This window comes from Flavilitoribacter nigricans DSM 23189 = NBRC 102662 (assembly GCF_002646595.1).
In the GTDB taxonomy this organism is placed as follows: Bacteria; Bacteroidota; Bacteroidia; order Chitinophagales; family Saprospiraceae; genus Flavilitoribacter; species Flavilitoribacter nigricans.
The window spans coordinates 1-26,677 of the sequence record NZ_PDUD01000025.1 but is presented as its reverse complement, the minus strand read 5'-3'; the positions used below and the strand labels follow the sequence as shown (position 1 = coordinate 26,677).

General features: G+C 51.5%; 21 protein-coding genes. 13 read left to right on the top strand and 8 right to left on the bottom strand.

Features of this window, described 5'->3' with window-relative positions; genetic code table 11:
- The first annotated feature begins 147 nt into the window (after positions 1–147).
- A complete protein-coding gene (locus CRP01_RS20570) occupies positions 148–1,440 on the top strand; it encodes a PKD domain-containing protein (protein WP_099151988.1) in 1,293 nt (430 codons plus the stop codon).
- A gap of 58 nt (positions 1,441–1,498) precedes the next feature.
- Here CRP01_RS20570 and CRP01_RS20565 read toward each other — a convergent pair whose 3' ends face one another.
- Positions 1,499–2,830, bottom strand: coding sequence for a cytochrome-c peroxidase (locus CRP01_RS20565; protein ID WP_099151987.1), 1,332 nt, complete (start codon positions 2,828–2,830; stop codon positions 1,499–1,501).
- A gap of 687 nt (positions 2,831–3,517) precedes the next feature.
- Here CRP01_RS20565 and CRP01_RS20560 point away from each other — a divergent pair.
- Positions 3,518–4,117, top strand: coding sequence for a hypothetical protein (locus tag CRP01_RS20560; protein WP_099151986.1), 600 nt, complete (start codon positions 3,518–3,520; stop codon positions 4,115–4,117).
- A gap of 105 nt (positions 4,118–4,222) precedes the next feature.
- Here CRP01_RS20560 and CRP01_RS20555 read toward each other — a convergent pair whose 3' ends face one another.
- Positions 4,223–4,873: a hypothetical protein gene (locus tag CRP01_RS20555; RefSeq protein ID WP_099151985.1), complete on the bottom strand. Its 651-nt coding sequence runs from the start codon at positions 4,871–4,873 to the stop codon at positions 4,223–4,225.
- Between the two features lie 105 nt (positions 4,874–4,978).
- On the opposite strand from CRP01_RS20555, the gene CRP01_RS20550 reads away from it, so the two are divergent.
- The 3 genes from CRP01_RS20550 (at position 4,979) to CRP01_RS20540 (ending at position 7,902) form a co-directional block, all read left to right on the top strand.
- Positions 4,979–6,151: a transglutaminase domain-containing protein gene (locus CRP01_RS20550; RefSeq protein WP_099151984.1), complete on the top strand. Its 1,173-nt coding sequence runs from the start codon at positions 4,979–4,981 to the stop codon at positions 6,149–6,151.
- A 116-nt stretch (positions 6,152–6,267) separates the two neighbouring features.
- Positions 6,268–7,149: an AraC family transcriptional regulator gene (locus tag CRP01_RS20545; RefSeq protein ID WP_170110470.1), complete on the top strand. Its 882-nt coding sequence runs from the start codon at positions 6,268–6,270 to the stop codon at positions 7,147–7,149.
- A gap of 36 nt (positions 7,150–7,185) precedes the next feature.
- Entirely contained in the window at positions 7,186–7,902 is a 717-nt protein-coding gene (locus tag CRP01_RS20540; protein ID WP_099151982.1) for a LolA-like protein, read from the top strand.
- Positions 7,903–7,935: 33 nt separating this feature from the next.
- On the opposite strand, the gene CRP01_RS20535 is transcribed toward CRP01_RS20540, so the two are convergent.
- The gene (locus tag CRP01_RS20535; protein ID WP_099151981.1) at positions 7,936–8,490 is read right to left on the bottom strand and encodes a DUF2911 domain-containing protein; all 555 of its coding nucleotides are present in this window, start codon (positions 8,488–8,490) and stop codon (positions 7,936–7,938) included.
- A gap of 119 nt (positions 8,491–8,609) precedes the next feature.
- On the opposite strand from CRP01_RS20535, the gene CRP01_RS20530 reads away from it, so the two are divergent.
- Positions 8,610–9,635, top strand: a complete 1,026-nt coding sequence (locus tag CRP01_RS20530; RefSeq protein WP_099151980.1) for a DUF6268 family outer membrane beta-barrel protein — start codon at positions 8,610–8,612, stop codon at positions 9,633–9,635.
- A 514-nt stretch (positions 9,636–10,149) separates the two neighbouring features.
- Positions 10,150–15,096, top strand: coding sequence for a T9SS type B sorting domain-containing protein (locus CRP01_RS20525; protein WP_170110469.1), 4,947 nt, complete (start codon positions 10,150–10,152; stop codon positions 15,094–15,096).
- 118 nt (positions 15,097–15,214) lie between these two features.
- On the opposite strand, the gene porD is transcribed toward CRP01_RS20525, so the two are convergent.
- From porD to CRP01_RS20505, 4 genes are all read right to left on the bottom strand, one after another.
- Positions 15,215–16,114: a type IX secretion system protein PorD gene (gene porD, locus CRP01_RS20520; RefSeq protein ID WP_143473470.1), complete on the bottom strand. Its 900-nt coding sequence runs from the start codon at positions 16,112–16,114 to the stop codon at positions 15,215–15,217.
- Between the two features lie 50 nt (positions 16,115–16,164).
- Entirely contained in the window at positions 16,165–17,361 is a 1,197-nt protein-coding gene (gene coaBC / locus CRP01_RS20515; RefSeq protein ID WP_099151977.1) for a bifunctional phosphopantothenoylcysteine decarboxylase/phosphopantothenate--cysteine ligase CoaBC, read from the bottom strand.
- A 125-nt stretch (positions 17,362–17,486) separates the two neighbouring features.
- Complete coding sequence (locus tag CRP01_RS20510; protein WP_099151976.1) at positions 17,487–17,825, bottom strand: DNA-directed RNA polymerase subunit omega; 339 nt, start codon at positions 17,823–17,825, stop codon at positions 17,487–17,489.
- On the bottom strand, positions 17,785–18,627 hold the full coding sequence (locus CRP01_RS20505; protein ID WP_099152207.1) for an outer membrane protein assembly factor BamD: 843 nt from the start codon (positions 18,625–18,627) through the stop codon (positions 17,785–17,787). Before CRP01_RS20505 ends, CRP01_RS20510 begins: the two co-directional genes overlap by 41 nt.
- 227 nt (positions 18,628–18,854) lie before the next feature.
- Between CRP01_RS20505 and CRP01_RS20500 the strand changes: the two genes are divergently transcribed.
- On the top strand, positions 18,855–19,799 hold the full coding sequence (locus tag CRP01_RS20500) for a DUF3137 domain-containing protein (protein WP_099151975.1): 945 nt from the start codon (positions 18,855–18,857) through the stop codon (positions 19,797–19,799).
- A 12-nt stretch (positions 19,800–19,811) separates the two neighbouring features.
- Here CRP01_RS20500 and CRP01_RS20495 read toward each other — a convergent pair whose 3' ends face one another.
- Entirely contained in the window at positions 19,812–20,741 is a 930-nt protein-coding gene (locus CRP01_RS20495) for an EamA family transporter (protein WP_099151974.1), read from the bottom strand.
- Positions 20,742–21,220: 479 nt separating this feature from the next.
- Between CRP01_RS20495 and CRP01_RS20485 the strand changes: the two genes are divergently transcribed.
- From CRP01_RS20485 to CRP01_RS20465, 5 genes are all read left to right on the top strand, one after another.
- Positions 21,221–21,787, top strand: a complete 567-nt coding sequence (locus CRP01_RS20485; RefSeq protein ID WP_143473469.1) for a hypothetical protein — start codon at positions 21,221–21,223, stop codon at positions 21,785–21,787.
- A 316-nt stretch (positions 21,788–22,103) separates the two neighbouring features.
- Positions 22,104–23,099: a porphobilinogen synthase gene (gene hemB, locus CRP01_RS20480; protein WP_099151971.1), complete on the top strand. Its 996-nt coding sequence runs from the start codon at positions 22,104–22,106 to the stop codon at positions 23,097–23,099.
- 73 nt (positions 23,100–23,172) lie between these two features.
- Positions 23,173–24,612 (top strand): arylsulfatase, encoded by a 1,440-nt coding sequence (locus tag CRP01_RS20475; protein WP_099151970.1) that lies wholly within the window; start codon positions 23,173–23,175, stop codon positions 24,610–24,612.
- Between the two features lie 164 nt (positions 24,613–24,776).
- Positions 24,777–25,307 (top strand): RNA polymerase sigma factor, encoded by a 531-nt coding sequence (locus tag CRP01_RS20470; protein ID WP_099151969.1) that lies wholly within the window; start codon positions 24,777–24,779, stop codon positions 25,305–25,307.
- Between the two features lie 75 nt (positions 25,308–25,382).
- The gene (locus CRP01_RS20465) at positions 25,383–26,399 is read left to right on the top strand and encodes a c-type cytochrome (RefSeq protein WP_099151968.1); all 1,017 of its coding nucleotides are present in this window, start codon (positions 25,383–25,385) and stop codon (positions 26,397–26,399) included.
- Positions 26,400–26,677 lie beyond the last annotated feature (278 nt).

Sequence of the window (26,677 nt, the reverse complement as noted above, 5' to 3'; positions counted from 1 at the left end):
ATAGGTTTGTAAAGGGTTTCTCATTTAAATGGCAGGCACCAAACGGTGTCTGTCTTTTTTTGTGCCTGCCCGTGAGCTTGCAATAGTTTGGAATTGTCGCCTTTTTATCTGAATTTGAGCATCATTCAAAAGTCAACAATCCAGCCTATGAAGTACTTTCCTCTACTTTTATTTCTTTTACCGCTGGGCTTAGGTGCTCAGATCACCCTGACGCAGGAAAACGTGCCCGCGCCGGGCGATACGCTTTTTTACGCCAGGGATACCACCGCTACGAATTTGAATATCGGAATGGCCGGCCCCGATCAGACCTGGGATTTCAGTCAGCTCCAGGCCGACGAGTATTTCCAGCTGATCGCTTCGGATACCGTCATGGATCCCGACGTTGAGAATTATCCGGGCGCCAACCTCATCATTACTTCCGAGCAAGTTAAAACTTTTATCCAAAGCAATGATACCGCCGTTTATATTCTGGGGGGTGGAGTGCCCGAAGCGGCGGCTTTTGGTTTGGAAGTGGTACAATTCCAACCTCCGCAAAAGCTATATGACTTCCCGACTACCTACGGTACGGCCTTCACGAATTTCTATTCCGTAGATGCCACCGTGGATGGATCGCTCGTCCTGCCCGGGGTGGATTCCATCCGGCTGATCCGCCGCGCTACGGCTACCGTGGAAGTTGATGGTTACGGAACGGTCAAAACTCCCTACAATAATTACGAAGCGCTTCGTCAGCGTATAGAGACCATTAATGCGGACTCGATCTACGCGCAGGTTTTCGGCAGCTGGATCCCATTTCTAGCCGATACCAGCGTAACGGTCCAGTACCAGTGGATCTCCGCGGAAAGTAAAGGAAGTACGGTCAGCATCAATCTGGATGTCGTAACCGGTGAAATCGAAAATGTAGAGTTCTTTCTGGATGTAGATAATGCCAGCGCCCCGGCAGCTGCTTTCACTTACGAAGATCAGGGCGAAGGCGTTTTTGTTTTCACGGATCAGTCGGCCAACGCACCCGCCGGCTGGGAATGGACTTTTGGCGACGGGGGGACTTCCGATGCCCAAAATCCGGAATATACCTTCACGGCCGACGGCGAATACCAGGTCTGTCTGACGGTTTCCAATATTATCGGTTCCGATCAGATCTGCCAGACCATCACCGTAGACCTGCTGGATGCCGTACCCGATCCCCGGCATGAGATCCGCTTATCGGTACAGCCCAATCCCGCCCGGCAAAACGTCCGGATCATTCCGGAAGGTTTCGAACTGGCAGATTTTTCCTTTCAGCTCTTTAACAGCCAGGGGCAACAGATCCTGCAACGCCGCTTCAACGGTCAATTGCAGCTTGACGTTAGTGATCTGCCCGCAGGCCTTTATGCTTATTTCTTAAAAACGGTAGAGGGAAAAGTAGAAAAATGGAGTTCCGGGAAAATCCAGGTTGCCCGGTAATAGATTTGCCGTTTTCCGCCGGCGTATTATATGCCGGCGGAAAACGGTAAGCTATCTTTTATTCACATCCCAGATCGCGCCGGGAAAGATCGTCATTGTTCGGGAAGCAGTTCCCGGAGAGAATAAAGTCCGGTACGTAGCGGTTGAGGTTCGGATCGCGCAAGCCACCGCCCAGGAAAGAGATTAGATCTTCGATCTCCCCTTCCGTCAGGTTAAGCGGGTGGAACAGCGGCGAAATCTGCTCATCGGGAATTCTTGGATTCTCGGGAATACCGCGGTTGAAATAATCCACTACGGAACGTAGCGAGTGCCGGCTACTACCGTGGAAATAGAAGGGTGAATCCGCCATATTATAGATACCCGGTACCTTGAATTTGAAATTATCTTCCGGATTCAGGGTAAAACCGCCGCGTCCGAAGTTACGAATGTCCTCGGGGCCGGTATTGAAACCGCCGCTTTCGTAGAGGTCAAAAACTCCCAGGGCGTGGAATTCCATGGAATTCAGTCCAGGGCCTTTGTGGCAACGGTAGCATCCTGCCTTACCGAAAAATACCAGTGCTCCCCGCTTTTCCTCATCCGACATAGCGTCTTCATCGCCCTTGATCCATTCCTGAAAAGGAGCTTCGTTAGCCAGGAGAGTTCGCAGGTAAGCAGAGATCGCAAAGCTGGTCGGTGTTTTACCGTATCGTTCGTCGTGGGGTAGATCACCGAATGCCTCATCGTACATTTCGCGATACCCCAGCGTATCCAGTACGTATTCATCAATCACCATCCGGTGGAGATCAAGGCCTTCCAGGTTCTGGCTTTCCAGCCCGTCCAGTCCTTCGAAGTTCGCTTCGGTGGTAGGATCTTTGTGCCACAATTCTTCGGTACCGGCATTGACAAAATGGGCGCCGAACTTACCACTCCAGGTGGTATTGGTCACGTAGGCCACGTTCAGCAGGCTCAGTGCTCTGGCTCCCTGAACGTCCAGTTCCGTTTCATCGTAATTGTCCATCATGATCCGGGCTTCACCTTTGGCCCCGAACCCGATACCGCCGTCGGCGATACCCTGGGCCCTTCCGGGCATAAAGCCGGCCGATGGCACGTGGCAGGTAGCACAGGAATAGGTGCCTCCTCCATTGTTATGCACGGAGTTGCGGGCTATTCCCGTTTCATAAAAAAGCATTTTACCCAATTCTACCTTAGCTTCGGTTAGTGGGTTGCCTTTTCCGGCTGGGATAAGTGCATAGTTATCACTGGCCGGGAGTTCCCAGCCGCTCAGGTCTTTGTTAGGGGAGAGCCTTTCCAAGGTTCTCTGGAGCTCTAAATCAATAGGGTTCACCAAACGGTCGCCGGTACAAGAATAAACCAGGATGGCTAACCCAAAGAAAAGTAAACCTTTCTTCATAGCGTCAATAAACTTAGCAATGTTATGGGATTACGATACCTGTTTGCATCAAACAAACAGGCCGTGTATTTTCAAATCTAGTATTGGACCTCTGTGGAAGCTCTTTTGGAATAGATAAAATAGTCCGTGTTGGGTAGATAGCGATACTAATGGTATCCGATAAACTAAATATACCGCTTAGTAACGACAGCCTAAAAAGGGAGGGGAGATGGTTTGTAGATAGGGCAAAATAACGAAATCAAAAAGAAATAACAAAATTTTTATTATATAAAACAGTCCGTTATCTGCACTGATCTTTATCATCTCACTATCGAAAATGCAGTTATCATTCAGTTTTTTGGCTTTACCACTATTTTAACTCGATTTTTTGCCTTCAGGTTTCATTTTAGAGTATCAAATTTCAGAAAAGAATAAACATAGTCTCTCAGTTCAAATTTCCCGTTTTGGATTTCCCCAAAACCAGTCCAACAGAATTAAATTTGGAAGCAAGTAATACTATTTTAACTGTTAAGCGCCTATAAACGCACCTATATGGTAATTTAGCACAAGTATTGATCAAAACGCTGGTAGACCGGTTGGTATATTTTGGTGCATCTTTGCACTGTCACTTGAAGGAAATGATCATTACCCGTTAAAAAAAGGATTAAAAACAAAAACCCTACACTAGTAGGACCAAACTGTGTTATTATGAAGGATTTACTGAAAAAAATGACCCTTGTTGTTGCTCTTTTAGGATTGAACGTAATGACTTTCGCCAATGAGGTGGAACCCGATGTACGGATCGCCACCATTGCGGACGCCAAAAAATTCAGCCTGGAACTGGCTAACATCGAGCCGGGCGCAACAACTGTTACTTTATACGATGCATTCGGGGTAGCCCTGATCAACGAGAAAGCCGGAAAGAATACTTACGGAAAAGTGTTCAACCTGGCCAATCTGCCTACCGGTTCTTACGAACTGGTGATCACTACCACCAACCGCGATATCGTTCAGCCGATCGACCTGACTTTCGACGGTGTTGAAATGGACGCCAACCAACGTAAAGTGTATTTTGCTCCGGCCATACTGACAAACAAAACCAATCTCGACATTTCATTCTTCCGGGGAAAGATCACTGACGTTGCAGTATCCATCTTCCAGAACAACGAACTGGTATTCGAGGAAAACTTTGATAACGTCATTAAAGTAGAACGTCGCTACGATCTCACCACTATGCCTAAAGGCAAATACAACGTAATGGTGACCACCGACTACAAAACCTACTATAAAGAACTGGTTATCAAATAATTGATTTGACTTAAGATTTCCCATTAAGGGGTTCCATAATTTTGTTGAAGGATTTTGAAGCCGCGTATCGCTTACGCGGCTTTTTTTATTTCCCTCCTCCCGGGATCAGATCCCGCCCACCTTATCCGGACTCGATATCGATACGTGCAGATGATCGGCCGTGCCTACGTGCCGCAAGGTATTGAATCCCATCAGATTGAAATAAACTTTAACCAGCGTATTCCGCAGTTCGGAATGCCCGCGGGTGCGAATGTCCACCGCATGGGCGTAGCCGCTGCTCTGAGTGTAGTGCAGCGACCGGTGATTCGTACGCAGGCCCATCTTCTGGTAATCTTCCGGCCGGCGGGAAGCATCCGTCAGAATGAGCCCCTTATCCAGAAAGACCAGGGTACTGATGCTGAGCCGCAGGATCGGATGCAGACTGGTAAATTCCTCCGCTACCTCCGTATGTTTGGTATTGGCCGTCGATACATAGAATAAGGCCGGCAGACAGTACACGCTGACCAGCGCAATGGCCAGCCAATAGGTTCGTCGCATCGAGCGTCCGCTCCCCAGCGCGCCCCGCAACCAGGCCTGTATGTACACCAGATAGATAAAAAGCAGGAAAGCGCTGGTCAGCACGCCGCCCAACAGGGCCGCCCAGGGCAACCAGCCGTAGTTTTCGTAAAGGAAACCGGCGGTGCGGATCAGCGCCAGAAACGGCAGCACCAGTAAAAAGGAGATCTTGATCAGTTGAAAAAGTAGTCTTCTCATCATATTTCGGGGATTTACAGTAATTTAGATGGCGTGGAGACAGAATCGCGATTGATTTCGGCAAATGAGAGACTTTTTTCGATCAGAGTTTGGCAAAACTCCAGCAGCATGCATTTCACTTCCAGGAAATTATTACTGTGTATTGGCCTCGCTTTTACGGTGCTGATCCCGCTGGGGGCTCAGGACTGGGCCAGTGACTTTTCGGCCATCGACCAACGGGCGCGAAAGAGTCCGCGTCAGCTGGAAAGTAATCTGCCCGAGCTCACCGCCTACCTGTGTGAAGGCACTACCGGAGAACTGGAAAAGATCCGGGCGATCTACGTATGGATCACCACCCATATCGGTTACGATTGGAAAGCTATCGAGCAGGATAAGCGGATCAACCATTTTATCCGGGATATTCTGGAACGGAAAGTAGCCCTCTGTTTCGGTTACGCGCAACTTTTCAAAAAAATGTGCGACGAGGCCGGCATTACCGGTGAGATCGTCAACGGATACGCTAAAGGGACAACGATCACCGAGCTTCCGATCGAAGAACCCAATCACAGCTGGAATGCAGTGCGGATCAAGGACGAATGGTACCTGCTGGATGCCACCTGGGGAAGTAGCACGCTGAGTAAGCAAAACGATTTTGTGCAGATCACTAATGATGACTATTTTCTGATCCGGCCGGATCAATTCGTCCGCACGCACCTACCCGGCAATCCCATGTGGCAGTTGCTTTCCAGGCCTGTTTCTGCCCGGGAATTTATGGGATCCGACGCCCTGCCCGATCCGGCGATCGATACTTCCTTCATGTTCCGGGACACCATAGAGCGCTACTTTTCCCTGTCACTTCCCCGCCGGAAACTATATAACCAGGAAATGACCTACCACTTCTACCCTACCCGGGAAAACAGTGAACAGCTCGGACACGCGCTGATCGACTACGCGGGTACGCTTTCCGATACGCTGGAAGGTGTAGATCCCGATTCCGGCTGGCAAACCATGGCAGTTCTGCAGGAGGAAATTATCCGGCACTGCCACCGGGCCCGGTCACTGGTGAGCCTCTATCCCTGGCAACAGGAGCTTTTCGTGGGGGCGCTCATCAATCAGGCGGTGCTGCTGTACAACCACCAGGAAGAAGAGGATACCGATATCATCACTACCGATGACCTGATCGTTGGCTTACTGGAAGAAGCGCAGGATATCCTGGCCAATGGCCCGGACTCCTATTTCAACCGGATGGCCCGACAGCAGTGTACCAGTTATCTGGCAGTGATCAAAGAAAACGCCCGCTAAAAGCGAGGGCCGACCTTCCAGAAAAGCGATACAATTTCCGAGTTCATCCATTCCTTTTCCGCAATCCGGCAGATTTGGGGATATTCAAGGTCATTCCTAAGCTAAAAATGGCCGTTATGCAATATCGCACTTATCCGCCCGATCCACGCCTGAGTCCGTATATCGAAAATTACTGGTCTCTGGGGCTGCACGAGGAGCAGCCAGGTGACCTGGAATCCTGCATCGTTCCCGACGGCAATACCAGTTTGATGTTCATCCGGCATCCGCTCCGGAGAAGAAGTGTAGCCCGGGATAGTACGGACCGGTATTCCGACCGCTGTCTGCTGGTTGGCCAGAAGACCCAACCGGTCTTTTATTCCTTCCCGGCCGGGCAGTGGGTACAAACCTACGGTGTACGCTTCCGGCCTCTGGGGCTGGCGGCTTTTCTGGGCATAGCCCAAAGTGAGCTCCGGGATCAGATCGTGGACGCAATCGATTTGTTTGGGAATACCATCTGTCACCTTTCGAATCAACTGCAGAGCGCCCGTACTCCGGACGGAAAAGTCGGCTATCTCAATCGCTTCTTTCTAAAACAACTGCGCATAATTACCCCACAATTTCGTTTGGTCGACCAACTCACCGGGCAGATATTTAAACAGAAGGGACAATTAAAAATGGCCGATCTCCAGGAGATTAGCCGGGTTTCCTACCGTCAGATGGACCGGCTGTTCCGGTCCTACCTCGGGCTTTCCCCCAAAGCATACGCCCGCATCGTGCGTTTCAATCACTGTGTTTTCCTGTATCGCCGGCACCACTTTACCCGACTTACGGATCTCGCGTACGAGGGCGGCTATTTTGATCAGATGCACTTTATTAAAGAAGTAAAATACTTCACCCACGAGACTCCCGGGCAATATCTTGCTCACGCCGGCCGGATGGCACCGGCTTTTGACGAATTGCTCACCCGCCGCTTTGAGGTAAAAAAATCACAGACGTCCGATTTTTACTATTTTTCCTGAGCGCAAAGTCTGATCATTGAAGCAAAACTCCACAATATGTCGTTTTTCTACCTTTTGCTGGTGACCAGCCTTTTCCTGTACCGCGCGGATGCCGGTACCCTTTCCGATCCCGAACCACTTACCGTCGACAGTCTGATGGAACGTCACGCCCGCGCCATGGGCGGGACCAAAGCCTGGCTGCGTCTGAAAAGCTGGGTTATTACGCAGCAACGTACGAACGGTACGGTGATCGCCTACGCCAAAAAGCCCGATAAATTTCGCCTGGATTTTCAGCTATCCGGCCGAACCGTAACCAAATCCTACGACGGGAAAACCGGTTGGCTGGTCGTCAACGGCACCTACGAAGCCATGCGTCCGGGCGAAGCGATCGAAATGGCGGAAGAACCGGATTTCTACGGGGAATTGATCTACGCTTACCAGCGGCGGGATGCCATGCAGGTGTTACCCTCCGAACAACTGAACGGGCACTGGTGCTACCGTCTCGAATTGACAAAATCACCAACGGATAAACAATGGTACTGGCTAAATGCCGAAACCTATCTCATTGAGCAGACGGCCGAATATTCTGAAGATCCGGCTCACGACGGGATCCTCTACAAAACTATATTTGAAGATTATCGTGCAGTAGACGGGTTGATGTTTCCCCGGCGGGAAGGCCTGATAGCCAATGATCAGGCACCCCGGATGTGGACGCTGGATGACATTCAGCTTCACCGGCGCATCCCGAATAAATTCTTCCGCTACCGGCCCTGAGCCATCCTTTAATTACGAACACCTGTTCGTATGTCACCAATTGATCGGAATACTGATCTGGGTCTCATCCCAACTGAGGACCAGATCGGGTTTCCGGCCACTGCCGACAAAATTGATGGTAAATTGCTCCACCTCTCTTTTCGTTTTTTCCACCGGTACATCCACTTCCAGAACATCGGCTGCCGGATCGCGGCTGGCAATCCCATCCGTGGTAACGCCCCACGTATACTGCCGATCATTGATAATGACTTTCCAGGAATCCGGTCCGGGAACGGTCCAGAGGGTATAAGTTCCCGCCCGCAGCTTCTTTCCACCAAAAGTGATGCGATCTTCCGTAGAAAAAGTCGTAGCTTCGTTTGCCCCCGTACGCCATACCTCTCCGAATGGTACGAGACTACCGAAGATCGCTCTTTCTTTTTTGTACGGTCGGTTGTAGTACACCATCAATTCGTTCCCCGCAGCTTTATAAGTAACGGTATCTTCCGGACTGTACCGCTTGGTCTGTAATTGCAATACTTTAAACCCAACGAACAGCAGCAATGCGAATCCGGCGACAATATAAAAGGTCCATTTCAGAAACTTGAACATAGTAAGACTTCAAAATTGAGTGATGAGGATAGAACAGTTTTTATTCTCTATAGTTGAAGCATCCAACTTTTGTTCGACTTTGCAGGTTCAAAAGACACAAACGGCCAAAATAATTTTTTATGATACGATACGCCTTTGTCCTATGCCTACTTCTCGCGCTGGTACCTCTCTCCGGTCAAAACCGACCGGGGTTTCTCGGAGAAGATAACGATGAAGATAGTGGATTTAATATTCGTTGTCTCTGCCGACCGGGCGTACAGAATAAATCCCGCAGCCGTGGATTGGAAATTTCCTACCAGTGGAATCGCGGAGGGGCCATCAATCCCGAAAATCAGGTATTCCAGGGAGCGCCCAGTATTGTTGATAATCTGGAGAATCTGATCTTTAAACTGAAAGTACCGATCGTCAATACCGAAGGTCTGAAAGTACTCGCGGGATTCAATTACCGGCCGGAGCAGTACTATTTCGACCGGATCGGTCCGGATTACGAGCCGGTATTCCAGTACATTAATGAACGCATCCTGAAAAACACGGGCTTTGAACTGTTTGGCAGCCAGTCTTTTAACGAAAAAAATTATTTCGTACTTCGGCTGAAGGCCTCTTATAACGGTGACTACAACGGACTGGTCAATTTTGATGGCCGCTACGCCATTTACAATGCGACCGGGGTATTCGGGATTAAAAAAAGCGAAAACCTGGAGTATGGTTTTGGTCTGAACTTTACCAGCAGTTTCCGCAATACCACTATTCTGCCGTTCTTCATATACAACCGTAATTTTAACGATCGCTGGGGATTTGAGTCCGTACTTCCCGCGCTGGCGGTGCTGCGCTACAACGCCTCTCCCAAAACCATTTTCCTGGGAGGGTTCCGTTACAACAGCCGCAGTTACTCGATCTCTGTGCCCCAAATGGAGGAAAATCTGGACTATTCCATGAATCACTCGGAGATCCGGGCCTTTATATCGGCCGAGCAAAATCTGGTGCCCTGGATATGGCTGGATATGGAGGTCGGCTATCAGGTAAATTTCAGTACCGATTTTGAAGCGAAATCCGATCTGGCTACCGACTTTATGGTGGAGCTGTCCAATGCGCCTTATCTGAAGCTGGGAATTTTCATTTCACCACCGGATTCTTACTTAAAATGACCATTCCCATCTGTTAACAGACCAAAAAATAAATAGTGTTTTTAGCATAAAATAAGGTAAAAAACATATTTTCGCATTGTTTAATTTGTTTTGTGCTACTTTACGTTGATGGGACTTCAATTGATGAAACAGGATAAGTTATTGATTTCCACGTGATAAGATGGGAACTATCGGTATGCCTTAAATTCTTTATGAATAATAATTTTTTCACTTGCGGAAACCTCAGTAAATTAGCACGATAAATATACCTGATACCCTTAAAGAGTGAAAAATTATAATAAATAGTAGTTCATAAACCATTAGGCAATCCCTTCGCTACTGACGTTTTCCCGGTAGAAACATCGTATAAACAAATCCCGTGACATACTATTAGATACACCGAGGTCAATGCTCATCCGGTAATTAAGGCTATGGCTATGATCATTTAAAATAGCTGTGGAAACTAATTTTTTGAATCCCAAAACTCCGTATGTATTTCCGGAAGCACCTATCGTATTTAAGCTTTTTGAAGCTCATGGGGTTCGTCCTTTGGACGGGAGGGCAGACTTACGCCCAGTGCCCAAGCCTGAAAGCGATAATGGTGGACCCCTGCGGAGATGAAGTGCGCAATGAATTCATCATCCTGGATTCGGGGACCGGCTTCAACACCGGTGACCTCCAGATCAGTTTTGATATCAGCGGCAACGGCTCCGGTGAGCACAACAACGATATCAATATCAATGTAGGTAATGTCCCCGGCACCCGTCCCTGCCGTTTTCAGCCCGGAAACGCCGCCCTGGTCACCGGCTGTCCGAACGTTCAGGTTGTCAGCCAGGACGAAGAGATCCCACCCAATGCCGTAGTAATTATCCAAACCAGCGGAAATGCCAACGAACCGATCGATTTCAGTTATCTCTGCGGTAACGGGGAGTGCGTCTATGTGCTCCAGAATGATTGTGTTCGGTCTATAGAAGCCTTCAGTAACCGGGGAACGGGCACCCGGACCAGCCTGATCGCGCTGGCCAATACCCTTTGCAACGAAACCGTCGTCTACGATCGTAACCAGCTGGTGGGCGGCGATGGAGCTTTCTACGCTCCGGACGCTCCGACCACTTATGAGAACCGGGGCTGTGGGATCACCCCTCCCGTGACCGGCGGAACCATTCCTCCCGAATTTGTCAACCCCGGCAACCTATTCGGTTGCGGAAGCCTGGTACTACCTTCCGTGACCGGTATGCACCTTACCAACGGAGAACGCTATTATACCGGGCCCTACGGCACGGGCGTCTCCTACGCCTCGGGATCGGTGATCACCCGCAGTACCACCCTCTTTATTTTCGATGAGACCGCGCCCTGTAGCCCGCTGGAAATGTTCCGGGTTAACATCGCCGATCCCGTCACGCCCAACCTAACGGTACCCAATCCGCTCTGTGCCCAGGATACGCCCTACACCCTGGAAACTACCCAGGATGGCATCGAAGGGACCTGGACTGGAGACGGAGTGAGCAATAACCTCTTTGACCCCGACCAGATCAACGGAGCGACCTACGATCTTACCTTCGTCCCAAATGTCGACGAATGTGCCGAACCCAATAGCATTGAAGTGGTTGTACTCGATACGCCCGTGGCCGGCGATAACCTGCGGGCAACGGCCTGCAACGCCAACGGCGCCGGTATCGGCATCTTCGACCTGACCGCTTACGCCTCCGAAATAAACGGAGGCACTAATGATCAGGTGCTTTGGTACGAGGACGTGAATTTGACCAACATAATTGCGGACAGTACCTTGTATTCTTCCGGGGCCGGACAGATCTATGCGGTCATCGACAATGGCGCCTGCCTCAGCGATCCGGTTCCCGTGGAACTCGTTGTCGGCAGAGCACCGACTATTCGCTTTGTAACGATCGGCACCCTCAGTTGCTTTGGCGATACGGACGGCAGTATCGAGATCGAGATCACCGGCGGCACGCCACCTTATAATATCAGCTGGTCGAATCCGGCTTACGATAACCAGACGAGCCTGACCGATCTGCCGGCCGGTAGTTACGGGGTCACGGTTACCGATGCCATCGGCTGTTCCAGTAATCAGATGCTGTCCATTATCGAACCGAATGAACTGATCCTGGACTGCAATAAATTGCAGGATGTCGGTACCGTGATCGGCGATGATGGAGTTGCCAGTTTTACTGCTTCCGGTGGCATTGCGCCCTATTGGGTAGTCTGGGAAGGGCCGGAAACCGATTCCGCTCAGATCTTTTCGGCGAATGATACGCTCACGGTAAGCACCCTCCGCGCCGGCACCTACCAGGTACGGGTACGCGATGCGCTCGGCTGTGTGGCTTTCTGCCAGGTAGATATCGATGCGCCCAATTGTGACCTGGAAGTAAGCGGGACCTTTACCGAGCCCCAGTGCTTCGGAGAAGCGGACGGTAGTATCACGCTTACCCCTACCGGCGCCCAGGGCAACCTGACTTATAGCTGGAATGTAAGCAGTCTCAACGGCCAGAATGCGCCCCAAAACCTGGCGGCGGGCCAGTACGAAGTGACCGTAACCGATGAAACGGGCTGCTCGGAGATCCTGTCCTTCCTGCTTGAATCACCACCGATGATCGACCTGAACTGCTCGGTGCAAAACCCGGTATCCGTACTCGGGGGTAGTGACGGCCGCGCGCGCATCCAGGTGAGCGGTGGTAGCCGTCCCTACCGGGCCAGTTGGACCGGCCCAAAAACCGGAGATATTTCCATCGGTATGGCTACCGAATTCGTTATTGACAGCCTGCCGGCGGGTACTTATGATCTGGTGGTGGTGGACGCCAATAATTGTGAACAGACCTGCTCGTTCACCGTGGCGGACGGCAATTGTTCCAATGGACTAGATGTCGATATAAGCGATGAAAGCTGTCCGGGAAGTGCCGACGGTTCGATCCGGGTAATCCTGACCGGCAACTGGATCTCACCGGTCACCTACGATTGGGATAATGATGCCTTTGACGGCCAGTCTCAACTCAGCGGACTGGCGGCCGGCAATTACACCGTAACCGTTACGGGAGCCAACAACTGCCAGAGCAGTATAAGCGCCACCGTAGAGACGGACTTCAGCCCGCCTGCCGTCAGTTTTACGGAAAACGGGACCGTCTGCAGTGACGAATGTTACGACCTGGAACTCAATTTTACCGGTACCGCTCCCTTTTTTGCGGAGTTCATACTACGGAGCGGCAATCAGAGCAACCCGTTGAATGTAAACACCGATCAGATGACCGATATCCTGACCATCTGTCCGGCCGATTACGGTGTAACCAGCGGCAGCCTGCGTCTGCAACTCCTGCGGGTATCGGACGCCAACTGTATCAATGAAGAGACACGGGAGAGCGTTATCGATATCGCCCAACCTACCGAAGCGAACTATACGGCAACCTTATGCCCTAATGAAAGTGTAGTGATCAACGGGCAGACCTACGATATCAACCGGCCGACGGGCACCGAAGTCCTGATCGGAGCCAATGAGTTCGGCTGTGACAGCACAGTAAATATTACGCTCAATTTCGCCAGTGAATCCGTCAACGAAATAACCGACACGCTCTGCCCGGACGGCAGCATTACCATCAATGGGCAGACCTATGACATCAACCGGCCCTCCGGCATGGAGATCATTCCCAACGGTACCGGCTGCGATAGTCTGATCAATATCAACCTTTCCTTTTATCCTCCGGCAACCGGGCGTCTGGAAGAAGTTCTTTGTCCGGGAGAAGTACTTATCATCAACGGTGTCACCTACAACGAACAGCGACTGAGTGGTATCGAAATGTTTCCGGGAGGCAGCAGCAACGGTTGCGACAGCACGCTGGAAATTTCCATCAGTTATTATCCGGAAGCCGTAGGGTTTGTCAGTGATACGATCTGTCCCGGCGAAACCATCACCGTCAATGGCACAGATTACAATCGCGAAAACCCTTTCGGCCAGGAGCGCCTGCTCGGGGAAGCCCGCAACGGTTGTGACAGTCTGGTGGAGATCAATCTGAGCTTTTTCGACGCTCCGATGTCCGTGCTGCGGGATACCCTCTGCCGGGACGCCAGCCTGACCGTAAACGGTACGGTCTATGACATCAACCGGCCGAGCGGGATGGAGGTGTTTTCGGGTTCCGGAGAAAATGGCTGTGACAGCCTCGTACAGGTCGATCTTATCTTCCAGGAAGACGTAACCGTCGCTCTGGTAGGTGATCAGGATATTTGCATGGGCGAAGAGGCCGTCCTGGAGTTCAGGGTACTCAATGCGCTGACCCCCATCGATGTCCAATATGCCGTCAACGGTGGCAATCCCACCTGGATCTACGGTGTAGAGGACGGAGATGTGATCACCGTAAAACCCAATGACAATACGACCTATTCCGTAGTGCAGGCTTTGGTGCCGCCGGAATTCTGTACAGTGACTATCGGTGGGGATGCGACCGTTCGCGTAAGCATGCTGATGGTAGACGTGGTGACCGATACGGATTACCTGGGCTACGGAGTTAGCTGTGCCGATCAGCAGGACGGTGCGATCCGGGCCATGGTCATGTCCGGCACCGGTCCCTTTGAGTTTGTCTGGCAGGATGGTGTCCGGATGCCCGAACGCACTAATCTCGGCCCTGGCGTTTACAGTGTAGTGGTAACCGACGCACTCGGCTGTACGGCCGAAGCATTTGTGCAACTGGAAGCGCCCCCGCCCATTCAAATGCGTCTTTCCACCCTGCCTCTGGATTGTGACGGCGGATCCAGCGGAGCCGTTATTCTGGATACGGTTTTCGGTGGAATACCGGCGTATTTTTACAGCATTGACGGCGGTACCGCCCGGGAAGTCGTTCAGACGCCCCTGCTCATCACCGATATTGCGGCGGGTCGGCATACCATCGAGATTTCCGATGAATTTGGCTGCAGTACGCGTCAGGATGTGGTTATTGCGGAATTTACCCCATTGGAGCTGATCCTCGGTCCGGATCAGAAAATTCGCTACGGAGAATCGGTCCGTCTGGACGGAGTGGCCAATTTTCAGATCGACTCCCTCTACTGGGTACCCAGTGATTCGCTCCAGCCGACGAATACGCTGCCGACCCGGGCCCGGCCCAGTGAAACGACTACCTATACCTTGAGGGCGTTTGACAGTCGGGGATGCTGGGTTGAGGACGAAATCAAGATCACGGTGATCCGGGAAGACGATATCTACGTACCCAATGCCTTTTCGCCCAATAGCGACGGGATCAACGATCGGGTTTACCCGTTCACCAATCCCAATATCAAGATCATCAATGAATTCCGGATATTTGACCGCTGGGGCAATCAGATGCACTACCAGCAGGAATTCCACGGCAATCAGGAAAAGTTCGGCTGGGACGGCATCTTCAATAACCAACCGATGGATCCGGCCGTTTTTATCTTCGTTCTGCACTTTACCTACCTCGACGGTCAGCCCGGTATGCTGAAAGGGGATATCACCCTGGTACGCTAAACAGCGGTACCGCTAAGTTTGGCGATGGGCCTCCATTTAACGGATAAAAAAATGGCAGGTATACCGGCCCAATGAGGTTACCGATATACCTGCCATAATAGAGATTCAAAGATAAGAATTACTTGATCTCCCGGTATTTTGAGGCATTGGCCGGATCGAGCCGGCTCATCAGACGGATCACTTCATTCTGCTGATCCATACTGCCCATTTTAAAGATCTCCACCAGTTCGGATGATTTCTCATTGTTGAAAAGCTGAACGATCATAGAGTTCGGGTAAGATTGATTCACCCGACCCACTTCTTCCAATGCCTGAGCGATCACTGCCCGGCCGGTTTCTATATCCTGAGACATCAGGTCCAGTCCCTGGCGGTGGTAATTGTACATGGCCTGGCGCAGCGGGCGTACCCGGGGGGACATGATATTTTCGATCAGCCAGTAACGGTTTCGGTTACTTTCCACGGAGCGCCAGCCCGGGTTGGCCGAAGCGGCACTCTGGGGTACGCTGTTCAGTATATCCTGGGCCAGTTGAAAATAAGGCTCCCCACCCATGGGTGAAAAAGAATCGTAGTCCTTACCGAGAATGATAAAGGCATAGTAGGCCAGTACGGCGGAAAGGTTGTCGTTGTACTGGTTCCGGCTGTACTGTACCGGTTGGTATTGCTCGTAGAAGAAGGTTACTTCCTTATCGATATAGTTGAACAGCGGGGTATCGTATTCCGAATCGTAGACCGGCCGGGAGGACTGTACCGCCAGATCCGCTTTGAAGCTGGTGGGAGAAAGTTCTTCCTGGATAGTCAGGATGAAGTTGCAATTGATCCGTTCCTGGGTCTCAAAAACGTCGGTGGTCCATTTCTGGCTGTTCAAAAATTCCGTGATGGTCTGTTCCAGGGTCTCAAATACCTTGGGATCGACCGTCTGCAATTTTTGTGTATTCACCTTCACGTTTACGTTCAGTTCCTGGGCCTGCAGGCCGATAACTCCGAGAACGAATGCACCGATTAAAAGTAGTCTGCTCATGGTATACTTATGGATCCGGCTTCCGGCCGGATTATCAAACAATTTACAATTTACAATATCGGAAGCAGGGTATTGATGATATCCTTTGCTACTTCCGCCTTTGTTTTTAACTCAAAATGGCGCGTCTTATTGTCCTGACTGAGGATAGAAATCTTATTGGTGTCGTGCTGGAAACCCGCACCGGCATCCCGTAGCGAATTGAGCACGATGAGATCGAAGTTTTTCTTTTCCAGCTTTTTGCGGGCATTGGCGGTCTCATTGTTGGTCTCCAGAGCAAAACCGATGATCCGCTGGCCGGCCTGCTTCATCTCCCCCAGAGCAGCGGCAATATCGGGCGTCCGCTCCAGCTCGAGTTTCGGCGTACCATCTTCTTTCTTGAGCTTTTGATCAGCGACCTTCACCGGCCGGTAATCCGCGACTGCCGCCGAAAGCACGGCGATATCGCATTCCGGGAACTGTGCGGTGGCCCGTACGTACATTTCCCGGGCCGATTCCACGTGAATGGTGTCAATCCCGGGATGCTTTGCCCGCAGGGCTGAGGGCCCGAGTACCAGGGTAACCCGGGCGCCCCGGGACGCAGCTTCCTCCGCAATGGCGATCCCCATTTTTCCGGAGGATCGGTTCCCAATGAATCGTACCGGATCGATCGCTTCGTAGGTGGGCCCGGCGGTGATCAGCACTTTTTTGCCGGCCAGATCCTGCCTTCGTAGGAACTGCTCCGTCAGGAACGCGACGATGGTTTCCGGTTCGGCCATCCGCCCCTCCCCTACCAGTCCGCTGGCCAGTTCACCGTGCTCAACGGGGATGATCTCGTTGCCGTAAGTACGCAGTTTCCGGAGATTCTCCTGGGTTGCCGGATGGTGCCACATGTCCACATCCATGGCCGGTGCAAAAAATACCGGGCAGCGAGCGGACAAATAGACCGCAGACAGCATATTATCACAGATCCCGCCGGCCAGCCGGGCCAGCGTATTGGCGGTCGCCGGAGCGATGATCATCGCATCTGCCCACAGGCCGAGTTCAACGTGGTTGTTCCAGCCCGCTTCGGACTGCACGTCCGAATAAACGGGATTTTTGGAAAGCGTGGAAAGGGTAAGCGGGCTGATAAACTGAGCGGCGGCCGGCGTCATCAATACCCGAACGGAAGCTCCGGCCTTCACCAGCAGGCGGGTCAGAAAGGCCGACTTGTAAGCTGCAATACTGCCGCTTATCCCCAGAATGATCTTTTTACCGTGCAGATCTGCCATAGTGATATAAACACAATTGCCGGATGACTGGCACTAGGCAATCATCCGGCAGTTATTTTTCCAGTTGGAAAATTTGGAAGAAAGAATATTGCTACCCCCGGTTGCCCGACAGCAGCCCGATCCGATTATCGTCTTTTCTTGCGCTCGTTGTAGCGATAGTACAACTCATCGTTCAGGTATTCTTCCGTAGCGATGATCACCGGATTCGGCAGGCGCTCGTAAAACTTGGAGATCTCAATCTGCTCTTTGTTCTCGCTCACCTCCTCGATGGTATCGGATGATACGGCAAATTCCTCCAGTTTGTTGTGCAGTTCGTATTTCAGATCCACGGCCAGTTGACGGGCACGCTTGGTGATAACATTCAGCGCTTCGTAAACATTGGCGGTAGAACCGACCAGTTGTTTAATGTCCCGGGCACGAACGTTAGGATCCAGCCCCTGCACTTTGTTCTTGATATCCGACATTATCCAGTTGTTTTAATTTTTTCTGAGAATTATTGAGAATGGAGGACACTTCTTTCACGTGTTCACTCTCACCGTAGCGTCCCAGGAATTCCAACGACAAGTTGGCCGTTTCCCGGTAGCGTTCCTCCTGCTTATCGACAAAACTGTTTTCCGCCATCAGAAAAGATGACTTAATGATCATGTAGCGCACCTCGTCCGCGCGATCGGTTTCCGGAAAATCCTTGAGCAGGTTCTCGAAGGACTGCATAGCCGACTGGTACTGGCGAATATCAAAATACAATACGCCTTCCTCAAAGGCCTTGCGCTCCAGTTTGGCCCGCATCTCATCGATCAGGTTATTACATTCCGTTACCCGTGGGTTATTGGGATAAGCGTTAATGAACGCCTGGAACTCCTCAATGGCCTTTAGGGTATAGGTCTGATCCAATCGGAAAGTGGGCGACATCTGATAGTTGCTGTACGCCGCCATGAATTCCGCATCCTGCCGCTTGGAACTACCGCCGTAAGTCTGGGCGAAATTCTTGAAATAGTAAGCCGCCAGCACATACTGCCGCAGATAGTAATAGGTATAAGCGTACTTGAAATAAATATCTTCCGCTTCGGCCTTTCCCCGGTAGGAACCGATCACCAATTCATAAAGCGTCTGTGCTTTCTGGTACTCTTCTTCCTCGTAGTAGGCATTGGCTTTCTGCAATACTAATGCCGGATCACCGCTGGTGCGAATTTTTTCGAATTCGCTCTTACAAGCGGAGAAAACCACTATGGCTAAAAGCCCTACAAAAACTGTATAAATTGGTTTCATTTTCATAGACCCGCAAAGGTACACTTTTTTGATTTACAAAACAAAGGATAAATTTGTGCCGAATGTAACGATCCAAACCGGTATCCGGTAAATTTATGCCCCGGATGAGGGAATAACGGCCATGTTTAATTTTATTTGTTATTAAATTGCCGTTTGGCCCCTATATCTTACACTTACATAGAGTCCATTGTGTCCTTAGAGGTTGGTTAAAGCCTGAGATTTAAAACATGGAAGAAGATCCTTTTGTAAAAAGGCTGGAAGAATTTCGATTGTACTACAACCATACCATCCATCCGGAACTGGTACGGCAGGAACGTGCACGGGCGCGCCTTTTGCGACTGATCGGGTTTTCCATTTTCCTGCTCCTGGCCCTGTTCGTTCTCGAACTCATCATCGGGATCTGGGTAGTGGCCATGTTCCTCAGTATTCCGATCGTTATCTACATCGGCTTTCTCGTGGTGCAGGTCCGGGAGTTTATTCAGGGATTTAAACCGAACGTCATGCGGCTGATCCTGGATTTTATGGGGCAGATGCCCAACTATTCCGAACTGCACTACGAGCCGGACAAAAGCATTACCAAAACGCAATTTCTCAGTAGCGGTCTTTTTGCGACCAAGGCAGAATTCTTTCTGGGAGAAGATTATATCAAAGGCCAGGTCAGCCTGATGCCTTTTGAAATGAGTGAGTTACTCGTCCGGCAGGTCTCCCAGGTAGGCAATCAGCTGGATACCGTGTTCGAAGGAGTTTTCCTGACCTCCACCTTCAGTGAAGAAACGCAAGGCTCCATCCGCATCTGGCCGCGCCACCGGCGGCAGTACCACACCCGGGCCATCAAGGAATTTACCTGGACCGGAGCCATCAACGTGGAGGACGAGATCCTGAACGAAGCCTTTCGCAATCAATTCGTAGTCTACGCCACGGAGGATACCCATGTAGTCGGCATCCTTTCCGAACCCATGCAGGCCGCCATCCTCGATTATGTCGAAAAAACCGGTAAGGACATCTACATCGCCTTTGACGACCGGAAAGTATTTGCCGGCATCACCGAACCCCGGGACCTCCTGGAGCCTTCCATTTTCTTCACCAATCTCCGCTTCGATCTGATCCGGGAATTCTACGAAGATGTTTTCCTCATCCTGCGGGTGGTCATGTACTTCGACCAGACGCGATAATTTTCGTATTGCTTAGGCCGGTTTCCGGCTGGTGGAATTGATAAAATACACGCCCGCCAGCATCAATCCGCCGGCAACCAGCGCACCCGGATTGATCACTTCGTTATTAAAAGACCAGCCCAGCAACAGTGCCACCAAAGGATTCACATAGGTAGAAGTAGCAACCTTCTCCGGGGAAACTTTAGATAGTAGATAATTGAAGCAGGAAAACGCCAGAATAGAGCCGAAAGCGACCAGATACAACCAGGACAAGCCCGCTTTCCAACTCAGTCCGGACAGCTCAAAGGTAGCCGCTTCGCCGGTTACCCAGCTAAAAAGCATCAGCACCGCGCCGCCACTCAGCATCTGCATAGACGAACGCTGGAAGCGGTTTTCCGGCAGATCCAACCGGCTGACATAGATAGAAGCAAACGCCCAGGCCACCAGACTGATCCCGATCGCCAGCAGGCCCATCCAGGCCTTGGGGTGTGCATCCAGTTGGGGCTGCCCCAACAACAGATACATGCCCATCATACCCAGTAAGGCTCCGATCAGCGCCCGTCCACCGGGGCGCACCCCCTGAATAGCCCAGAGCAGGAACATAATGACCAATGGGTCAATTGCTACCAGTAAAGCCGCAAATCCGGTATCGATAAACTGGATAGCCCAAATGAGCCCTCCCGAGCCCAGGGCGAGAAAAAGAATGCCCAGAATAAAGGACCAAAACCACTGCCGGGCCGAAGGCAGGGGCGTTTTGCGAAAATGCAGGAAGCCGAATAACAACAGCCCCGCCGTGAAAAAACGGGTACCCCCCATCAAAAAGGGCGGGATTGCCTCGATCGCAAAATAATTGAAAAGATAGGTGGCTCCCCAAACGACGTAAACGGCCGCAAAGGCGCCAATGATCAGCCAGAATTCTTTTTGCCGGTTCCCAAACGGATTGGACAGAGTGAAGTTTTTCATCGCTAATTAAGTTGGAAGCTTATTCCGGTTTTAGCCCAAAGGCAAAAGGTAAAAAAAACGACAACAACAGGCCTCACATTCGGACCTATTTTGCAATGACCAGTTTCTTTTTCAGCCAGGTTTCGCCGGTCGAAACCAGAATAACAAATAGGCCCGGGGGATAGTTTCCCAAACTAAAAATAAAGCTCGACGGATCTCCGGCAGCAGTATGGCACCCATTCGCCCTGCAAAATAATGCATAGGTGATCTTTCTCCTTGCTGAGACTGAGCCGGCATCGGGGTCCTCCCCTATATTCATTTCTGTTAAAAAGTTTTAAAAAAAGCCCCCGGTGCTTAAACAACGTTAAATCCTGTCGATACAGGGGGGGGACCCGCCGAAAAATTGCATCCTTTTCACAACGAATGCGTCATTTTTGAAAAACGATTTCAGCGGACCGGGATCGCATTACCGGCCGACAATCCATCAAAATAACTACAATATGAAAACCTACAAACTGCTCCTAGTCGCTACCTTTTGCCTTTTTTCCATTGCCATGTTCGGACAGCGGGAAGAAACCCTGTTCGGCCGCGCCGGCGGTCTGACCGGCGCCTGGGGCGCTCCGGTATATAACTACTCCCAATTCGGTGAAGACTGGGTCTACGTACGCGGTGGTTACGGCGGACTGGAATTTGGTCGCTCCCTCTTCCTCGGCTGGGGAGGATTCCGTACCCGCGAGAATGTCAATATCGAAGGGGTAGATCCCTTCCGCTTTCGCTACGGTGGTTTTATTCTCGGAGTAGCGCCTAACGCGTACCGTTCCGTGCACGCCCGCTTTAACGTACTCACCGGTGGTGGTCGCCTGGATCTGGCCGATGGAGAACGCGACCGGGTATTTGTGATGCAGCCCTCCGCCGGGATCGAGGTCAACGTCTTCCAGTGGATGCGTTTGGGGCTGGATGGCGGTTACCGCTTTGTCATGGATTCCGATGTGGCCAATCTGGAAAGCGGCGACCTATCGGCTCCCTTCTTTCAGATCGACCTGAAATTCGGCTTCTCCTGGGATTAACAGTCCATCCGACCTGGAACCGGCATTTGGGATCTTAACTCCACTGGAGTTAAGATCCCAAATTGCACCCTCCCCGCACGCTATGGCTCCCATTCTGTCAAAATCCGGCAATAATTCCTCCCCTGCGTCGCGACCGCTCCTTTTCCCTTCCGGCTTTTCCTATCTTCGCATTCTGTAAAAGCTTATACGTTTTCTAAAAAATGCACGCCGGATCGAGATCCGGGAATAAGATCCCATTACAACGAGATATGCCGCCGTATCAGTAGTGGCTAATCCGACAAACCCGGTCCGGCATTTGCCAACAAAATATGAAGTAATGCTCCGAAGACCACGTCGCAACCGCCGGTCGGCCGCCATCCGCGGACTAGTGACCGAAACCCATCTCACCCCCCACCACCTTGTACAACCGATCTTTTTGCTGGACGGAAAGAAAATCCGGGAAGAAGTAAGCTCGCTGCCCGGCACCTACCGGCTTTCCATTGACCAGGTACTGCCGGAAGTGGAAGCCTGCCTGAACCTGGGCATCACGAGTTTCATCATGTTCCCGGCCGTACCCGATGACCGGAAGAACAAGACCGGCACCTACGGCTACCACGCGGATAACTTTTACCTGAAAGCCGCCACGGAGATAAAAAAACGTTTCCCGGAATGTTGTCTGATCAGTGATGTCGCTATGGATCCCTACAGCTCCGATGGGCACGATGGCCTCGTCAGCGGTGGCCGCATCCTCAACGACGAAACGCTGCCGATACTCGGCAAAATGTCCATTGCCCAGGCCGAAGCCGGATTCGATATTCTCGGCCCCAGCGATATGATGGATGGCCGCATCGGCTACATGCGGGAAACCCTGGATGAAAAAGGTTTCACGGAGACCGGCATTATGGCCTACACTGCCAAATACGCCAGCGCTTTCTACGGCCCGTTCCGCGATGCTCTGGACAGCGCGCCCCGGGAGGATGAAGATATTCCCAAAGACAAAAAGACCTACCAGATGAACCCCGCCAACCAGCGGGAAGCGCTCATCGAAGCCGAGCTGGATACCGCCGAAGGAGCAGATTTCCTCATGGTAAAACCGGCTCTGAACTATCTGGATGTTATCGCTCTGTTGAAACAAAATTCCGAACTGCCGATCGCAGCCTACCACGTTAGCGGAGAATGCGCCATGTTACTGGCTGCAAGCCGGAACGGCTGGCTGGATTACGAAAAAGCCATGCCGGAAACGCTGCTGAGCATCCACCGGGCCGGAGCGGATGTGATCATTACTTATTTCGCCCGGGATTACGCCGAAATGTACCGGAAGGGCAGAATCTAAGCGCGGGCCGTCGGACGCTAAAAGTAATGGTTGGCCGTTGCTTTTAGCGTTTATTAAATAAATACCCAACGCTATGCGCCAGATCTTTTGGTCCACCCTGTTGCTCAGTCTTTTATTCTCCGCCTGTCAGTCCGCTTCTTCCGAAAACGAAACGGTGGAAAGCGAAGAACGCTTACCCAATATTGTCTATATCCTGGCCGATGATCTCGGCTATGGCGATCTAAGTACGTACGGGCAAAAACGGTTCAGCACCCCCAATATTGATCAACTGGCCGCTGATGGTCTCAAATTCATCCAGCACTACGCCGGTACGACCGTTTGCGCGCCCTCGCGCTCGGCCCTGATGAGCGGCCAACACACCGGCCATACCTTCATCCGCGGCAACCGGCGCGTCGAGCCCGAAGGACAATATCCCATTCCCGATAGTCTGTACACCCTGGCGGAAATGTTGAAGCAGAAAGGTTACGCCACCGGTGCTTTTGGCAAATGGGGGCTGGGACCGGTTGGCTCTACCGGCGATCCGAACCAACAGGGATTCGATACTTTTTACGGCTATAACAGTCAGACCCTGGCGCATAATTATTATCCTTATTTTCTGTGGGATAATGAGGAAAAGGTCATGCTGGAAGCCAACGAAGGAACCAATACGGGCGCCTACGCACCGGCCCTGATACAGGAGGCCACGCTCGAATTCATCGAAACCCACCGGGACGAGCCCTTCTTTTTGTACGTGCCGAGCGTAATTCCCCACGCCGAACTCGTCGCGCCGGAAGAGTATATGGCCGAATTTCGCGGCAAGTTCCTACCGGAAAAAAACTACGAAGGTACCGATGATGGAGATCGCTACCGCAAAGGTCCCTACGGCTCCCAGGCCGAGTCCCACGCCGCTTTTGCGGCCATGGTGAAGATCCTCGACGATCAGGTGGGTGAGATCCGTAAGAAGATCCAGGATCTGGGGCTGGCGGAAAATACGCTCATCATTTTCACCAGTGACAATGGTCCGCACCTGGAAGGTGGAGCAGATCCGGATTTCTTTGACAGCAACGGGCCGCTGCAGGGTTACAAGCGCGATCTGTACGAAGGAGGCATCCGGGTACCGATGATCGCAACCTGGCCGGGCCGGATCGCTGCCGGGTCCGAAACGGATCATATTTCGGCATTCTGGGATGTCTGGCCAACCCTGGCCGAACTGACCGGCAGCCCGACGCCGGATGATCTGGACGGCATTTCGTTCCTACCTACTCTGCTGGGACAGGAAGGCCAGCAGGAACACGAATACCTCTACTGGGAATTTCACGAAAGAAAAGGCCGGCAGGCCGTGCGGCAAGGCGACTGGAAAGCAGTGCGCTATAATGTTTTTGCGTCCGAAGATGCGCCCATCGAACTGTATAATCTGAAAGAAGACATCGGAGAGACCAATAACCTGGCGGACGAACATCCGGAACTGGTGGCGAGCATGAAGGCCATTATGGAAGCTGCGCATCGGCCATCGGAGGTTTTCCCGTTTGAATAGGGGGTGTGTTTAGTAAAATTAGACTTTCTAAGTTTTCGAAACTTAGAAAGTCTTGAAAACCAATAAATTCTGGAAAAACCTAAAAGTCTTTCACCCTCCCGTGCAGCGTTTCCCTCCCCTACCGCGCCATATCAATAAAAGCTCCCGATAAACGACTTTGCTGCATGGAAGAACACCTATTGATCCGGCGCTGCATAAAAGGCCACCCCGATGCTCAGAAGCAATTGTACGTGCGCTACCAAAGTCGTTTATTCGGGCTGTGTCTCCGCTACGCCCGCTCGGAAGCGGAAGCATTGGATTTTCTGCAGGAAGGTTTCATCAAGATCTTTCGGGACCTGAACCGTTTCCGCGGCGATGGTCCGCTGGAAGCCTGGATGTGCCGGGTGGTAGTCAATACCGCCATTTCCAAACTGCGCCGGAAGAGCTGGATCAAAGAGGAGAATTACGACTGGGAGGCCATCCCTTCCGAGGAACCCGAAGCGGATCCCGAAGGCCTGAATGCCGAACAGCTGATCGAACTGATCCGGCAATTACCGGACGGTTTTCGGACCGTTTTCAACCTTTATGCCGTCGAGGGATATTCCCACAAAGAGATCGCCCGGATACTGGATATTGCGGAAAGTACTTCGCGTTCCCAGTATTTACGGGCCCGGAGACTCCTGCAGGAGCGGATCCGGGCATTGCAGCAATACTGACCGTCAACTTTACAGGGCTTTTAATTTTTCAATTTCTTTTGGCTAATCCTCCACCACGTAAAACCGCAAAAGATCATGCAAACGGAAAATTTTGAATCCAAAATAAGACGGATCGCCGGAACATTTGACCGGCGCCCTCCGCAAACGACCTGGGAGCAGATCCAACGGGAATTGCCACAAAAACCAGATTCAGGTACTGGTCCGGGTCTGCTTCGCTGGGGGCTTCCATTAGCACTGGTCGCCGCCGTCGCGATCGGACTGATCATCTGGCCGCAATTCGAAACACCGCAGGTCTGGATGGATGACTATATATTGGCACTCCGGCAGGCCAAAGCTGAAAACAAGCCACTACTACTCCTATTCACCCGTACCTGTCCCGATTGCGAAAAGTTGGACGACATCCTCGAAAGATCAAATATCGACGAGCTCGCCGAAAGCTATATCCCGGTGCGTTTGCTGCTGGATGATCAGACGCCGATGGACGGAGCTCCGGCCGTGCCCCAGTTGTTCCCGAAAGGCACCCTTGAACTGGTTCACCTCCCCGATACACACGGGCAATCCGCCTGGCGGGTAAAGGGGCAGGAACGCACGCTGCTCACCTGGGGGCAGGTATGGGAATTCTGGATGGAAGCCGTCTTTTTCACCCAAAGGCCGCCTTTACTGGTCCTGCTGACACCCCAGGAAGAACCGATCGCCCAGTACAATTACATCGAACATACCGAATTGTCCGCCAGAGAGATCGGCAAAGAAATTGATCGCTGGCTCGCCTTGCAACTCGACCTGAAGGGGGAACATCTGGAGGGCAAAATGCTTTTTACCAGCCTTTGTGCCAGTTGCCATAATCGTAACATGAAAGATCCGCTGACGGGTCCCGCGCTGGGCGGTATCCGGGAAAAGTGGTCCGATTATCCGGAGAGTGATCTGTACGATTTTATTCGCGATCCCCAACAATCTATCTACGACGGACATCCACTGGCCCTTGCCACCTGGAATGAATGGAAACCCACAGTAATGACCAGTTTTTCAGATATTTCCGACGGTAGCCTGAAGAAGTTATTAGATTACATCGATTGGCAATACGAACAGAACTAATTGACCATACAGAAGCGATCTAAAAGGAAATGGGTGTAGCAGTTTTGAAGATCAAACCGCTACACCCATTCTTTTCACTGCCTGCTATCCAAAAGAAAAGAGCCGACAGGATCACTAAAATCCGCTAAGGCCGAAGTCGCACTATTTCCCTAGCAGCTCCGCGCCTCGTATGTTTGTAACGAGTCAAAAAGTTCATTGAAAATAATGTTAGTTTGCTACCGCACTGGGACACGAGTTATTTGCGCCTAAACACCAATTCAATAATTGGATGTTGCCGC